At 69.2% G+C, this 13,213-nt stretch carries 14 protein-coding genes; 4 read left to right on the top strand and 10 right to left on the bottom strand.

Features of this window, described 5'->3' with window-relative positions; translation table 11 throughout:
• Positions 1 to 12: 12 nt before the first annotated feature.
• The 3 genes from M4V62_RS25990 to M4V62_RS25980 form a co-directional block, all read right to left on the bottom strand.
• Positions 13 to 825 carry an anti-sigma factor family protein gene (locus M4V62_RS25990; RefSeq protein WP_249589627.1) on the bottom strand — a complete coding sequence of 271 codons (813 nt, stop codon included), beginning with the start codon at positions 823 to 825 and terminating at the stop codon, positions 13 to 15.
• Positions 822 to 1,406, bottom strand: a complete 585-nt coding sequence (locus M4V62_RS25985) for a sigma-70 family RNA polymerase sigma factor (protein WP_249589626.1) — start codon at positions 1,404 to 1,406, stop codon at positions 822 to 824. Before M4V62_RS25985 ends, M4V62_RS25990 begins: the two co-directional genes overlap by 4 nt.
• A gap of 95 nt (positions 1,407 to 1,501) precedes the next feature.
• Positions 1,502 to 2,089: a CGNR zinc finger domain-containing protein gene (locus M4V62_RS25980; protein WP_249589625.1), complete on the bottom strand. Its 588-nt coding sequence runs from the start codon at positions 2,087 to 2,089 to the stop codon at positions 1,502 to 1,504.
• Between the two features lie 167 nt (positions 2,090 to 2,256).
• Here M4V62_RS25980 and M4V62_RS25975 point away from each other — a divergent pair, with 167 nt between their 5' ends.
• The gene (locus M4V62_RS25975) at positions 2,257 to 2,841 is read left to right on the top strand and encodes an anthrone oxygenase family protein (RefSeq protein ID WP_344646378.1); all 585 of its coding nucleotides are present in this window, start codon (positions 2,257 to 2,259) and stop codon (positions 2,839 to 2,841) included.
• Here the strand turns inward: M4V62_RS25975 and M4V62_RS25970 are convergent.
• The 3 genes from M4V62_RS25970 to M4V62_RS25960 form a co-directional block, all read right to left on the bottom strand.
• On the bottom strand, positions 2,793 to 3,956 hold the full coding sequence (locus tag M4V62_RS25970; RefSeq protein ID WP_249589624.1) for a uroporphyrinogen-III synthase: 1,164 nt from the start codon (positions 3,954 to 3,956) through the stop codon (positions 2,793 to 2,795). The two genes, M4V62_RS25975 and M4V62_RS25970, sit on opposite strands and share 49 nt — an antisense overlap.
• Positions 3,957 to 4,088: 132 nt before the next feature.
• Positions 4,089 to 5,435, bottom strand: a complete 1,347-nt coding sequence (locus M4V62_RS25965; protein WP_249589623.1) for a nitrate/nitrite transporter — start codon at positions 5,433 to 5,435, stop codon at positions 4,089 to 4,091.
• Positions 5,436 to 5,629: 194 nt separating this feature from the next.
• Positions 5,630 to 6,592: a flagellar basal body-associated FliL family protein gene (locus M4V62_RS25960; protein ID WP_249589622.1), complete on the bottom strand. Its 963-nt coding sequence runs from the start codon at positions 6,590 to 6,592 to the stop codon at positions 5,630 to 5,632.
• Positions 6,593 to 6,813: 221 nt separating this feature from the next.
• On the opposite strand from M4V62_RS25960, the gene M4V62_RS25955 reads away from it, so the two are divergent.
• Positions 6,814 to 7,281, top strand: coding sequence for a cupin domain-containing protein (locus tag M4V62_RS25955; protein ID WP_249589621.1), 468 nt, complete (start codon positions 6,814 to 6,816; stop codon positions 7,279 to 7,281).
• A 47-nt stretch (positions 7,282 to 7,328) separates the two neighbouring features.
• Here M4V62_RS25955 and M4V62_RS25950 read toward each other — a convergent pair whose 3' ends face one another.
• From M4V62_RS25950 to M4V62_RS25940, 3 genes are all read right to left on the bottom strand, one after another.
• Entirely contained in the window at positions 7,329 to 8,357 is a 1,029-nt protein-coding gene (locus M4V62_RS25950) for a hypothetical protein (protein ID WP_249589620.1), read from the bottom strand.
• Complete coding sequence (locus M4V62_RS25945; protein ID WP_249589619.1) at positions 8,354 to 9,013, bottom strand: hypothetical protein; 660 nt, start codon at positions 9,011 to 9,013, stop codon at positions 8,354 to 8,356. The genes M4V62_RS25950 and M4V62_RS25945 overlap by 4 nt, the downstream gene beginning before the upstream one ends.
• A 223-nt stretch (positions 9,014 to 9,236) precedes the next feature.
• The gene (locus M4V62_RS25940) at positions 9,237 to 9,818 is read right to left on the bottom strand and encodes a MarR family winged helix-turn-helix transcriptional regulator (protein WP_249589618.1); all 582 of its coding nucleotides are present in this window, start codon (positions 9,816 to 9,818) and stop codon (positions 9,237 to 9,239) included.
• A 141-nt stretch (positions 9,819 to 9,959) separates the two neighbouring features.
• Between M4V62_RS25940 and M4V62_RS25935 the strand changes: the two genes are divergently transcribed.
• Both M4V62_RS25935 and M4V62_RS25930 read left to right on the top strand, forming a co-directional pair.
• Positions 9,960 to 10,904, top strand: coding sequence for an EamA family transporter (locus M4V62_RS25935; RefSeq protein WP_249589617.1), 945 nt, complete (start codon positions 9,960 to 9,962; stop codon positions 10,902 to 10,904).
• A gap of 61 nt (positions 10,905 to 10,965) precedes the next feature.
• Entirely contained in the window at positions 10,966 to 11,613 is a 648-nt protein-coding gene (locus tag M4V62_RS25930) for an NAD(P)-dependent oxidoreductase (protein WP_249589616.1), read from the top strand.
• On the opposite strand, the gene M4V62_RS25925 is transcribed toward M4V62_RS25930, so the two are convergent.
• Positions 11,597 to 13,093, bottom strand: coding sequence for an RICIN domain-containing protein (locus M4V62_RS25925; protein ID WP_249589615.1), 1,497 nt, complete (start codon positions 13,091 to 13,093; stop codon positions 11,597 to 11,599). The two genes, M4V62_RS25930 and M4V62_RS25925, sit on opposite strands and share 17 nt — an antisense overlap.
• Positions 13,094 to 13,213 lie beyond the last annotated feature (120 nt).

The following is a 13,213-nucleotide window of genomic DNA, read 5'->3' as shown; positions in this document are numbered from 1 at the left end:
TGTGCACTTCTCCTACGCGTCGACCTCCACCAGGCGGTCGCCGTCGAAGGTGGTCACCTCGAAGTGGTCGATGTCGTTGCGGTCCATCGCGGCTCCCCCGTGGACGTACAGGGGGCTGCGGGCCCATTTGTTCGGGCTGTCCTCGATGCCGTATCCCCACTTCGGGACGGACCAGGTGGTCACCGTCTCCTTCTCGCCGTCCTTGCCGACCGCGACCAGGGAGCACTTGAGCGGGCCCTTCACGTTCTTCAGCTCAAGGACCGTGTGCGTGCCCCAGGCCTTCTTCTCCGTGCCGACCGTGGCGCTGACCTTGGTCTTCGGGTCCGTGGCCTTGATCTTGTCGTCCATGTGGTTGAAGAAGGCGTCCTCGGCGGGGCTCGTGGGGTGCGGTTCGCCCGCCACGTCCGTCGTACCGCCGCCGTCGCTCACCGCGAGGACCGTGAGCGGCCCGCCGACGATCAGCGCCGCCGCGGCGGCCACCAGATACATGCCGCGCCTGCGCTTCTGCGCGCGCTTCACGGAGACCTCGTCCACGAGCCGGTCCGCGAGCCGCGGGCTCGGCCTGGCGGCGAGCTGCTCACCGATCTCCGGTACACCGCGCGGTACGCCGCGTGCGTCCGGGAAGTCCGCGAGCGCGGCCAGCATCGGCTCCATGCCGGAGAACTCCTCCAGCTGGTGCGCGCAGAACGCGCAGCCCGCCAGATGGGCCTCGAAGGCCGTCGCCTCCGCGTCGTCCAGGATGCCGAGGGCGTAGGCGCCGACGGTCTCGTGCACGTCGCCCGCTTCCGCATGGCCCCGCGCGTCATGTCCGTAGGACTCGTTCATGCCGTCACCCCCCGCTCCTCGAGCGCCAGCTTCATCGAGCGAAGCGCGTAGAAGACCCGCGAACGCACCGTCCCACTGGGTATACCCAGTGTCGCGGCCGCCTCATTGACCGTACGCCCCTTGAAGTAGGTCTCGACAAGTACCTCCCGGTGCGCGGGAGTCAGGTCGTCGAGCGCATCCGAAAGAGTCATCAGCCACAGCGCCTTATCGATCTCGTCCTCCGCGGGGATGACCTCCAGCGGCGACGGATCGACCTCCTGCGGCCGGGCCTGCCGGCTGCGGTGGCCATCGATGACGATGCGCCGGGCGACCGTCACCAGCCAGGGGCGTACCGAACCGGTCGCACGATTGAGCTGACCGGCGTTCTTCCAGGCACGGATGAGCGTTTCCTGTACGACATCTTCGGCGCGCTGCCGGTCTCCCGCCACAAGCCGGAGCACATAGGCCAGAAGTGGACCCGCGTGCTCGCGGTAGAGGGCGCGCATCAACTCCTCGTCGGGCCCGTTGCGTTCAGGGACCAGGCGATGTCGGCGAGGACGTTCCTGCGGGCGCTCATCGGCCACGGCGGAATCCTTGCGCACGTCTGCCTCCGGTGTCCGCTCTTCGTCTTGGCTGGCTCACCGGGGATGTACGTACACGGGAGCGGCCGCGTTCAGCCGTGCCCGAAAGTTTTCGATCAGGCCCGCGCGAGTGCCGCCCTGCGCCGGTGTCTGGCCACCCGCTCGCGGTTGCCGCACACCTCGCTGGAGCACCAGCGGCGGCGGCGCCCGCGGGACGTGTCCAGGTACACGATGGGGCAGTTGTCGCCCTCGCACTGGCGCAGCAGGGCACGCGCGACGGGGTCGGTGAGCAGGTCGACGGCATCGCGTGCCACCACCGCGAGCAGGGCCGCGCAGCCGGGGTCACCGTCCAGGGCACGGACGAGGCTGCCGTCGGGGTGCCGTACGGCGCGCGGGGCGGGAGGCGCCGTCGCGGCGAGGGCGTTGACCCTGGCCAACGCGGCTTCGGCGGACCGCCCTTCGAGTTCGTCGAGCACCAACTGCCCGACGTGTGCGCGCAGTTCACGGAAGGCGACGAGCCAGACCGGTCCCGCTCCCGGCAGGGCCGTGTGATCCGGGATGAGCCCGGCGCCCGCGAGCCAGGCGAGCAGCCGGTCCACGGAGTCGAGCCGTTCCACGGGATGGTTCGTCGCCACGAGGTCCAGACAGCTCCGCCCGGAGTCGAATCGCAGCTCGTACGTGGCCGGGTCCATGCCCAGTGCCATGCGCCTGTCACCGCCTTGTGGGGTTACCGGTGAGTGCTCCCCCTTACAGTGCCTCGCCTTGGGCGGGCGCGGAACCCCTGCCACCGCGCATGACGTGAGACGCGCGCTTATGGGGGTGCGCTTCGGAACCATGGTCCGGGGCCCGTCCGGCCGGTTGACTCGGACCCATGAGAGACAACCGAGGGATGAACCGAGGGACGAACCAGCGGGGACAGGGCAGTGCCGGGGCCGTTCTGGGTGCGGCCGTCGTGACCATGGGCCTGATCTCCGGAACCTTCTACATCTTCGCCTGCGGCGTCATGCCCGGCCTCGGGCGCAGCGACGACCGCGTCTTCATCGAGGTCATGCAGAACATGAACGACGCGTTCAACAATCCGGTCTTCTTCGCGAGCTTCCTCGGGGCGCTGCTCTTCACGGCGGTCTCGGCGTGGCAGCTGCGCGGGACGAGCTCGTACCGGTGGGTGCTCGCGGCGCTCGTCGTCTATCTCCTGGCCTTCGCGATCACGTCGGCCGTGAACGTGCCGCTGAACGACGAGCTCGCGGACGCGGGCGACCCGGCGAAGATCTCCGATCCGGCGGCCGTGCGCGAGAAGTTCGAGGACACGTGGCTGGCCTGGAACGTGGTGCGGACCCTGCTCTCCACCGTCGCGATCGGCCTGCTCGCGCGGGCCCTGGTGCTGCGGGGACGGGACGCCAAGGCCCGTCAGTCGGAGTACTTCGACCCGGCGGCCGGATCGAGCGCGAGCCGGTAGCCCCGCTTGACCACCGTCTGCACGAGCTTCGGAGCCCCAAGTGCCGTACGCAGCCTGGCCATCGCGGTCTCCACGGCGTGCTCGTCGCGCCCCGCGCCGGGCAGCGCGCGCAGGAGCTCGGCGCGGGAGACCACCCACCCCGGGCGCCGCGCGAGCGCCCGAAGGAGCGACATGCCCGCGGGCGGGACGGGCCGCAGCTCGTCGTCGACCAGGACGGCGTGACCGCGGATCTCGACGCGGTGCCCCGCGATGGGCAACGTACGGGCGCGGGAGGGCAGTTCCTGGCACAGGATCTGTACGAGGGGGCCGAGCCGGAAGCGTTCGGGCTGCACCGTGTCGACGCCGCGGGCCTGCAGCGGCAGCGCGGTGACCGGGCCCACGCAGGCGGTCAGGACGTCGTGCTGGAGGGCGGCGAAGAGCTCGATGGACATGCCGCGGTCCTCGGCGCGGGCCAGGAAGGACGCGGCGGCGGGCGCGCTGGTGAAGGTCAGCGCGTCGACGCCGCGGGCGACGGTGGCGTCCAGGAGCCGGTCGACGGGCGCGAGGTCCTCGGGCGGCATCCAGCGGTAGACGGGCACGCCGACGACCTCCGCTCCTGCGGCGCGCAGCGACTCGACGAAGCCGGGCAGCGGTTCGCCGTGCAGCTGGAGCGCGATGCGCTTGCCCTCGACGCCTTCGTCGAGCAGCCGGTCGAGCACCTCCGCCATGGACTCGGACGAGGGCGACCACTCCTCGGTGAGCCCGGCGGCCCGGATGGCGCCCTTGACCTTGGGCCCGCGGGCGAGCAGTTCGACCCCCCGCAGACACCGCAGCAGCGCGTCGCCGAACCCCCACCCGTCGGCGGCCTCGACCCACCCGCGGAACCCGATGGCGGTCGTGGCGACCACGATGTCGGGCGCGTGGTCGATCAACTCCTTGGTCGCGGAGAGGAGTTCACTGTCGTCGGCGAGCGGAACGATGCGCAGTGCGGGCGCGTGCAGGACGGTGGCGCCACGCCGCTGGAGCAGCGCACCGAGCTCGTCCGCGCGCCGGGCGGCGGTGACGCCGACGGTGAATCCGGCGAGGGGAACCTTCTGGTGACCGTTCTGCTGACCGTTCTGAGGGGTCGCGTGCATGGCAGCTGCTCTCGTCCCGCTAGTACTGCGCGATGGTGTGGTCCGGGGTTGGACGAGCCTGCCAACAGCCCGTGACAACCCCGGATCATCACGATGTCGTACGTGTTACACCAGCGTACGACCGCCCCTTCCTCACACCTGTGCGTACGTGAGCTGGGGCTTCGTCTCCGCGTCCGCGGTCTGCCCGGAGTCCGGGACGGCCGCGGGGCGGCGAAGGTATACGGCCCACGTGACGCAGAAGCACGCCGCGTAGAAGGCCAGGAAGGCGACGAAGGCGCCGGTCCCCGACCCCACGGTCTGGAAGGACTGCCGGAAGGCGAGGTTGATCCCGAGCCCGCCGAGCGCGCCGACGGCGCCGATGAGCCCCATGGACGCCCCGGACAGCCGCCGCCCGTAGGCCGCGGCGGCTTCCCCGCTGAGCCCCTTCTGGAGGGCCTTGGCCTGGAAGATCCCGGGGATCATCTTGTACGTGGACCCGTTGCCGAGCCCGGTGAGCACGAACAGCACGACAAAGGCGGCGACGAAGAGGGCGAGCGACTCCCGCATGGAGGCGACGACGACCACGGTGGTGGCCGCGCCCATCCCGACGAAGTTCCACAGTGTGATGCGGGCCCCGCCGAACCGGTCGGCGAGCCGCCCGCCCACGGGCCGGATCAGCGAGCCGAGCAGCGGCCCGATGAAGGTGACGGCGGCGGCCTGGAGCGGCGTACGGCCGAACTGGGTCTGAAGCACGAGCCCGAACGCGAAGCTGTACCCGATGAAGGACCCGAAGGTCCCCACGTACAGGAAAGCCATGATCCAGGTATGGGCGTCCCGGACGGCCTCCTTCGCGGCGCCGGTGTCGTTCTTCACGGTGGCGAGGTTGTCCATGAAGAGCACGGCGCAGAGGGCGGAGACGAAGATGAGGGGGATGTAGATCCCCAGGAGCACGCGGGGCCCGCCGCCGGCCCCGATGACCGCGAGCCCGGCGAGCTGCACGACGGGTACGCCGATGTTGCCGCCGCCCGCGTTGAGCCCGAGCGCCCACCCCTTCTTCCTCAGCGGGAAGAAGGAATTGATGTTGGTCATGCTGGAGGCGAAGTTGCCGCCGCCGACGCCGGTGAGCAGGGCGCACACCATGAAGGTGGTGTAGGAGGTCCCGGGCTCCATGACGACGAAGGCCGCGACGGTCGGTACGAGGAGCACGCCGGCCGCGATGATCGTCCAGTTGCGCCCGCCGAAGCGGGCGACGGCGAAGGTGTACGGGACGCGGGCGACGGCCCCGACGAGGGTGGCCATCGACACGAGGAAGAACTTCCCTGCGGGATCGATCCCGTACTCGGGCCCCATGAAGAGCACCATCACGGACCACAGGGTCCAGATGGAGAACCCGATGTGCTCCGAGAGGATCGAGAACACCAGATTCCGCCGGGCGACCCGCTCGCCTCCCTCCTCCTCCCAGAACTTCACGTCTTCCGGGTCCCACCGTTGGATCCACATGACAGACCTCCGCGCGGCTGATGGCTGATGGCCCGAAGGTAGGGAGGGCGGGTTTCAGTCCTGTGGCACGCGGTGACCGGCGGGGAACTTCGCTCTCACCTGGGGGTGGGGCGGACGGTGAGGGCCCCTCGCAGGGAGGCGGCGGCGGCGGTTCTACGGAGGTTCTACGGAGGTTCCGCGCAGGTCAGGCCAGGTCAGGCCTTGTTCACCCACGGCAGTACGTCGCTGCCGCCGCCCTTGTCCCACTTGAGGGTCACTTCGTCGTTGGCCTGGGTGAGATCGGCCGAGATGTACTTCTCGTCGTCGCCGGTGCCGCACTTGAGGGCGATGCGGAAGCCGTCGCCGCCCTGCTCCTGCCCGAGCCCCATGCAGAGCCCGTCGCCACCCGCGTCGATGTACGAGACCGAGTGCTTGCCCTTGCCCTGCCCGGAGGTGAGCTTGGCGCCGACGGTGAGGGTCTTGGCCTCGCCGTTCTGCCACTGACCTTGGTAGCCGGTGTCTCCGGCGGGCCGCTCGGCAGCGGCGTCGGGATCGGCATCGGCATCGGCATCGGCATCGGCATCGGTCGGATCGTCGAGGGGGTCCTCGGTGGCGGGATCCGGTGAGGGCGCTTCGGTGGGAGCTTCGGTGGGAGCTTCGGACCCGGGGGCTGAGGGGCTGGCCGAGACGCTCTTGTCGGCCTTCGGCTTCTGGTCGTCGTCGCTGTCGCCGCTGGTGACGAGGAAGATGCCGCCGCCGACGAGCGCGGCGATGACGACGACGGAGCCGATGATGAGGGCGACCTTGTTCTTGCCGGGGGCGCCGCCGGGCGGAGGGGGCGGCGGGTAGCCGGCGTACTGGGGGTCGGGCTGACCGAAGGGTTGCTGCCCGTAGGGGTCGGGGTAAGGCTGGGCGGGCGGCGGCGCCGGTGACGCGTACGGGTTCGGGTTCTGCCCGTCGGGCTGCTGAGGCGGGGGCGGCGGGGCGCCGTAAGGACCCGGGGGCGGCCCCGGTATGGGCGGCTGGGGCTGCTGCGGAGGCCCGAATCCGTCCTGGGGCCCGCCCTGCGATCCGTAAGGCGGTCCGTACGGCGATCCGCTCTGCGATCCGCCCTGCGATCCGTACGGCGATCCTTCCTGGGGCCCGTGCTGCGGCGGCTGACCGGGAGGCTGAGTCATATGGGTTCGGATCCCCTCGCTGTCCGGCTCTTCACAGAGCCCAGCGGAAACCCCCTGCCCCCGCCCACCCCCAACATCCACCACGCGGCGTCGGGGGCACAAGGCCCACCATCGGCGGCCGGGACGCCTGGAACGGGGCAGTTCGCACGCGTATCGTCGAAGGTAGGTGGAGTGTCGAGTCCTCTTGGAGGGCGGTGCGCCCAGTGATCGAGCATCGGATAGTGGGGCCGGAAGACGGCGAGCTCCATGAGCCGGAGCAGGCGTGCGGGGACCGGTTCCTGATCGACAGCCGTGAGCAGGGTGGCCGCTTCGCGCTCGTCGAGCACCGTCTGCCGCCGAGGGTTCTCGCCGCACCGGTGCACAAGCACTCCCGCGAGGACGAGTTCAGCTTCATCCTCGAAGGCTCGGTCGGCGCGAGGTTCGGTGCCGAGGAAGTCCTGGCCGGGCCCGGCGATCTCGTGTTCAAGCCGCGCGACGAGTGGCACACGTTCTGGAACGCCGGTGACACCCCGGCCCGGTTGCTCGAGATCATCTCTCCAGGGGGCCTGGAGGAACTGTTCCGGTGGTTCGACCAGCAGAGCGAGGAGTTGAGCCCGGAGGTCATTCAGCGGAAGGCGGGGCTCTACGGCTGCTCGACGGACATGGAAGCAACCATGGCCCTCGTGACAAAGCACGGGCTCATCTTCTAGACCTGCACCTCGAACCCCAGCAACTTCCCCCCACCCCCGCCCACCATTCACCGGTTGATGGACTGGACCTCCTCCACCGCCACCGGCTGATCCGCGCCGAACTCACCGGCGGGAAGGTCACCGCCCTCACCCGTGGTGCTGGTCCAGCTGATCTTCCAGGTGACGGTTGCCTGGAGGTTGTACGAGTCGTCACCGGAGGACCGCAGGTACTGCACGCCGCACGGCGGCAACGTGTCCGCGGGCGTGCCCTTGGCGCGGGGCTCGCCGATCTTGCCGTCCTCGATGGGGCACTCTCCCGAAGCGGGGTAGGTCTCGGCGTCCGCTGTCCCCGGCTTGATGGAGAGGGACATGGGCTCAGCGGTCGCCGTCGCGGAAAGCCCCGAGCCCGGGATGCTCGCGGTGACGGAGACCTTCTTGAACTTCGCCTTGTCCAGCCAGACCCAGGTCGGGAGATTGACCTTCGTCGTTCCCTCGGGAGCCATCGTGATCTCGGTGCTGGGGACGGGCAGTTCGTCGTAGGCGTACTCAGCGAGGATCTTGGGCGAGACCGCGAGCGGTTCCTTGGGTGTGTCGCCCGTGGGCACCCAGAAGGGCATCCTCTTGCAGGAGTTGGCCTCCGGGTCGTCCTTGCGCTTTTCGTTGATGGCCGCCGCCCAGAACTGTCCCTCACCCTGCTTGTCGAGGTTGTAGTTCTTGTAGGGGTTGCCTTCCTTGAAGTACATGTCGAACACGCCACCCACGGCGTCGCCGATCCCGAATACCTTCATCCCCCGGATCGCTTTTACCGTGGCCTGGATCTGCTTCGGGGAGTAGGCGGGCTCGTACCAGCAGGCCGGTGGATCCCAGTTGCTGTTGGCAGGTGTGAGCGTGCCCGTCTTGGCGGTTTCCTGAGCACCGTTGACCGTCGTCTGAATCTTCGTCTCGACGCTGAGGTTCTGGTCCTGACGTCCGGCCTTGGCCTGTGGAGCGCCTGTTTCCCCTTGGTTACCACCGCCGGCATAGGCGACGCTCGGCGCCATGGCGACGGCCAACGCGAGAAGAGGAACGTACCGACGGCTCAGCCTGCGCTGGTTCACGGCATGCACCGCTTCGCCGCCGCCGTGGCCAACACGGTTGTCGTCTGCCAGACGCCGTCCTCGTTCTCCTCCAGCCGGGTGTTGTAGAAGGAGTAATCCTGGTCGGACGCCGGGATCGACCTGTCGACCGTGCCGGTCTTGCGATCCTTGGGGTACGTCTTGGTGGCGTCCATGCAGTACGTCACCGCGGCAGCGCCACCCTTGAGGAACGTGACCTCACGGTCGTAATACCGCGTGGTTCCGACGAAGCTCTTGCCCTTCTTGTAGTAACCCTGGGCGTAGTCCGCCGCCGACAGCAGGGCATCACCGGACGAATAGAACTTCAGCGCCGGGTGCTCCTTCGCGTCAACGGTGACCGCCTCGGTCAGCGAACTGATACGCCGCGCGTTGTCCGCCAGCACCGCGTCCTTCTTCGCGTCGCCGGTCTTACCGCCCTCAAAGACGTCCTTCACGTCCTTCGGCAGCTTGATCTCCGGCCGTTCGATCCCGTCGTCGGACGCTGTCGGAGACGGCGACTCTCTCTTCTCGCCGGACTCTGCACCCGCGATCTTGTCGTTCTCCTTGGAGTCGCCATCGCCTCCTCCGCAAGCAGCAAGCGAAAGGACTGCGGCAGCAGTGAGGGTGGCCGCTGCGAGCAGGGTGGGTCGGCGATTCACGGTCAGCTCCTGGTGAGATGAGGGTTCTCTGGAGTGAACCACGCTATCGATGAGGGAAGGGTGGCGTCATGTCGAGGTTCGCACCCAGCCGGGCATACACGGGCAAAGCATCCGTACGGCGCCGCCGTTGGCGCATATTGATCGCTCAGCGCAGCTCGACACTCACCAACAGGCACGGGGCATGGCGCCTCTTCGCCCTTTGAGTCCGCGAAGCAACCCCGGTTCACCCCAGATGCGTATCCCCCAACGAAACCAACAACCGCCGCAACGCCCCATCCAGCGCCAGCCGATCCTCGGTCGTCAAAGCCGCCACCATCCGCTCCTCGTTCGCCACGTGATCCACCACCGCCCGGTCCACCAGCTCCAGACCCGCCTCCGTCAGGCGGACCTTGATCGCGCGGCGGTCCGCCGGGTCCGGGTGGCGTTCGATGAAGCCCTTGCGTTCCAGCTTGTCCAGGCGGTTGGTGATCGCGCCTGACGTCACCATCGCCGACTTCAGGAGGCCGCCCGCCGTCAGTTCGTGCGGGGCGCCCACCCGCCGGAGGGTCGCTAGGACGTCGAACTCCGCGAATTCCAGGCCGTGTTCGGCGAAGATCGGCTTCATTCCCTTGCTCAGCAGGTGGTCCGCCCGTTTGATGCGGCCCACCAGGGCCATCGCGTCCAGGCCCGCCGCGTCCATGTCCGGGCGCTCGCGGTGCCACTGGGCGCGCAGCTCGTCGATGGCGTCGGCCTCGGCGTCCGCCGCAGTCGCCGCCGCCGTCGCCGTCGCCGTCGCCGCAGTCGGCGCCACCTTGGGGTCGGTCATTTCCGCGCTCCTCTCTCTCGGCGGCCCGCCCCAGCCAGATATCTCAATGTTCAGATACTTGACGTTCGCGGACCCAGGGCTCATATTTATCTCAACGTTGAGAATAACAGCGTTCAGGGGAAACCGAGGGGGAGCCGCATCATGTCCATCATCAGCAGCCCGCGCGTCCGCACCGCACACCGGCCGACCAGCCAAGACCGCCCCGGCCCCGCGCCGCGCAGCCGCGCCCTCGCCGCCGCGGGCCTCGCCGCCATCGGCCCCGCCACCTGGGGCACCACCTACGTCACGACCACCGAACTCCTGCCCCCTGACCGCCCCCTCCTCGCCGCGGCCCTGCGCGCGCTGCCCGCCGGGCTCATCCTGCTCGCCCTCACCCGGCGGCTGCCCAGCGGTGACTGGTGGTGGAAGGCGGGGGTTCTCGGGCTGCTCAACTTCGGGGCCTTCTTCCCCCTCCTCTTCTTCGGCGCCTACCACCTGCCCGGCGGCGTCGCCTCGACCGTCAGCGCCGTCATGCCGCTGCTCGTCGCCGGCTTCGGGGTCGGCGTGCTGAAGGTGCGGCCCACGCGTCGGACCCTGGCCGCCGGGCTCGTCGGGGTCGTCGGCGTCGCGCTTCTCGTGCTGCGCGGCAGCGCATCCGTCGACCTCGCGGGGATCGTGGCCATGCTGACCGCCACCACCCTGATGGCCCTCGCCGTCGTACTCAGCAAGCGCTGGGGACGGCCCGAAGGTGTCTCCCTGCTCGCCCTCACCGGGTGGCAACTCACCGCAGGCGGGCTTGTGTTGGCCCCCATCGCCCTCGGCTTCGAAGGCCTCCCCGACCACTTCACCGGCGCCAACCTCGCCGGATACGCCTACCTCGGCATCATCGGCACCGCCATCGCGTACGCCCTCTGGTTCCGCGGCATCGAGCGGCTGCCCGCCTCGTCCGTGTCGTTCCTCGGGCTCACCAACCCCGTCGTCGCCACCCTCGCCGGACTGCTCCTCCTGGGGCAGACCCTCACCCTCTGGCAGGTGGGCGGGCTGGTCCTCGTCCTGGCGAGCGTCTTCCTCGGGCAAGGCCGCCGCACCGCCCGCAAGCATTCGTAGATCGACCCATCAACCCACCAACCCACCAACCCATCGGCCCGCACCCCAAGGAGCAACCGCCATGCGCATCACCGTCTTCGGAGCAGCCGGAAACGTCGGCAGCCGCGTCGTCACCGAAGCCCTCACTCGCGGCCACGAGGTCACCGCCGTCGTCCGCGACCCCGCCCGCTTCGCCGAGCTCCACCCGGACGCCACGCACCGCGCCGGTGACGCCGGAGTCCCGCAGCGCGTCGCCGAGTTGAGCGCCGGGCAGGACCTCGTCGTGAACGCCACCAGACCCGCCCCCGGCCGCGAGGCCGAACACGCCGCCATCAGCCGGGCGTTGCTCGCCGGACTCGCCCGCGTCGACGGCGTACGCCTGTTGATCGTCGGCGGGGCCGGGAGCCTGACCGTGCCGGGCAAGCCAGGCGTCCTCGCCATCGATGATCCGGACTACGTCCCCACCGCCTGGCGGCACATCGCCCAGGCCTCCAACGACCAGTTCGACGCCGTCCGCACCGCCGACACCGAGGTCGACTGGACGTATCTGAGCCCGCCCGCCCTGCTTGAGCCGGGCGTGCGCACCGGCACCTACCGGCTCGGCGCCGACGAGCTGATCGTCGACGCCGAGGGCAGTTCCGCCATCTCCATGGAGGATCTGGCGGTGGCGCTCATGGACGAGGCCGAACGCCCCAAGCACCACCGCACCCGCTTCACCGCGGGGTACTGACCGCCCGCTCGAACTGCTGGTTGGCGCCCGTGCCACAGGTCCACTGGACCAGGCGGGCGCCGTCGGCCGTGGAGTCGTCCTTGACGTCGAGGCACTTGCCGCTGTGCCGGGAGACGAGCCGGTAGGTGTCGCCTCCCGGCCCGTCCCCCGGCCCGTCCCCCGGCCCGTCCCCCGTCCCGTCTCCGCGCTCCTCGAAGCGCCACTGCTGGTGCGCGCCCGAACCGCACCGATACTGGTTCACGAAGGCCCCGTCCCCGGTGGACTCGTCCGCCACGTCCAGGCACTTGCCGCTGTGCTGCGCCAGGACGCGTACGTATCCGTCGCCCGCGTCCTCCAGGCGCCACTGCTGGTTGAGACCGCCGTCGCAGGAGTACTGCGTGACGGCCGTCCCGTCGGCGGAGGAGTCGTCGGAGACGTCCAGGCACTTGCCGCTGTGCCGGGCGGCGAGGCTGTAGTGGGGTCCGCCTCCCACGCCCTTGACCGTTCCGGCGTCGGTGTCGACGGAGATCTGCGGGTACCACGGCAGGCTCATGGTGGTCCTGGTCGGGAAGTCCAGCGGCGCCCAGACGTACTGGGAGTCGTTGACCGTGCCGCCCATGGAGTTGCCCCAGCGGTCGCCCATGTAGAGGTAGGAAGTGCCCGAACTGCCTTGCACGGGAAGGACGTACGCGGTCTGGGAGCCGTACGCGGTCGCGTCACCGACCTCCTTCATCTCCGACCAGGGACCGGTGATGCTGGTGGCGGTCGCGTACTGCTGCTGGTTGGGGTACCAGCCGCTGGTGCCCGAGGTCAGCATGAAGTAGACGCCGTCCCGCTTGAACAGCGCCGGGGACTCGCGGTGGTGGGCCGGCCAGGGGTTGGCGACCTCCTTGTCGAAGCCCGTGTAGTCGGCCGTCAGCTTGTAGATGAAGAGGTCGGCGTTCTCGCTGCCGGACGAGATCTGGTACGCGGTGCCGTCGTCGTCCTTGAACAGCGTCATGTCACGGGACGTGGTCCCGCTCGGCGGCCGGAAGCTGCCCTTCCAGCTGTAGTCGCCGTCCACCGTGTCGGAGACGGCGACCGCGGTGCGGGACTCGGTGTAGTCCTTGCCGTTCTCCTTGTGCATCCACATGACGAACTTGCCGGTCTCGCTGTTGTAAATCACCTTGGGACGCTCGATGTTGGCGACGGAGAGCTCCGGATCGCTCTCCTGCGTCAGGACGTTCTTCCTGAACTCCCATGTCTTCAGGTCGGAGGAGCGGTAGACCGAGACAGCCTTGAAGGTGTTGTCCGCGTGACGGTTCTCGCCGAACCAGTAGTAGAAGTCACCCACTTTGACGGCTCCACCGCCGTGAGCGTGGACTCCGTCTCCCGTGGTGTCCGTGAACTGGGTCCCGTTGGTGACGGTGACCGGCGCGGCATGCGCCGGGAGGCCGGCGGCAACCAGCCACACCACGCTCAGGATGGCGGCCAGTAAGGGTCTGCGGGCGCGTCGGAACATCGAAGGTCCCTTCTTCGAAGGTGGGGATGGACGCTCTCAGTGACGCTTTCAGTGACGCTCTTCAGCGTTTCTAATTGTTGAGTCCTGTTGATGTCTGTTGAGGGACCGTAGATGTGTCCG

The organism is Streptomyces durmitorensis, from assembly GCF_023498005.1.
Classification (GTDB): domain Bacteria; phylum Actinomycetota; class Actinomycetes; order Streptomycetales; family Streptomycetaceae; genus Streptomyces; species Streptomyces durmitorensis.
Note: the sequence above shows the minus strand (reverse complement) of the source record. Positions and strands in the feature narration are given on the sequence as shown.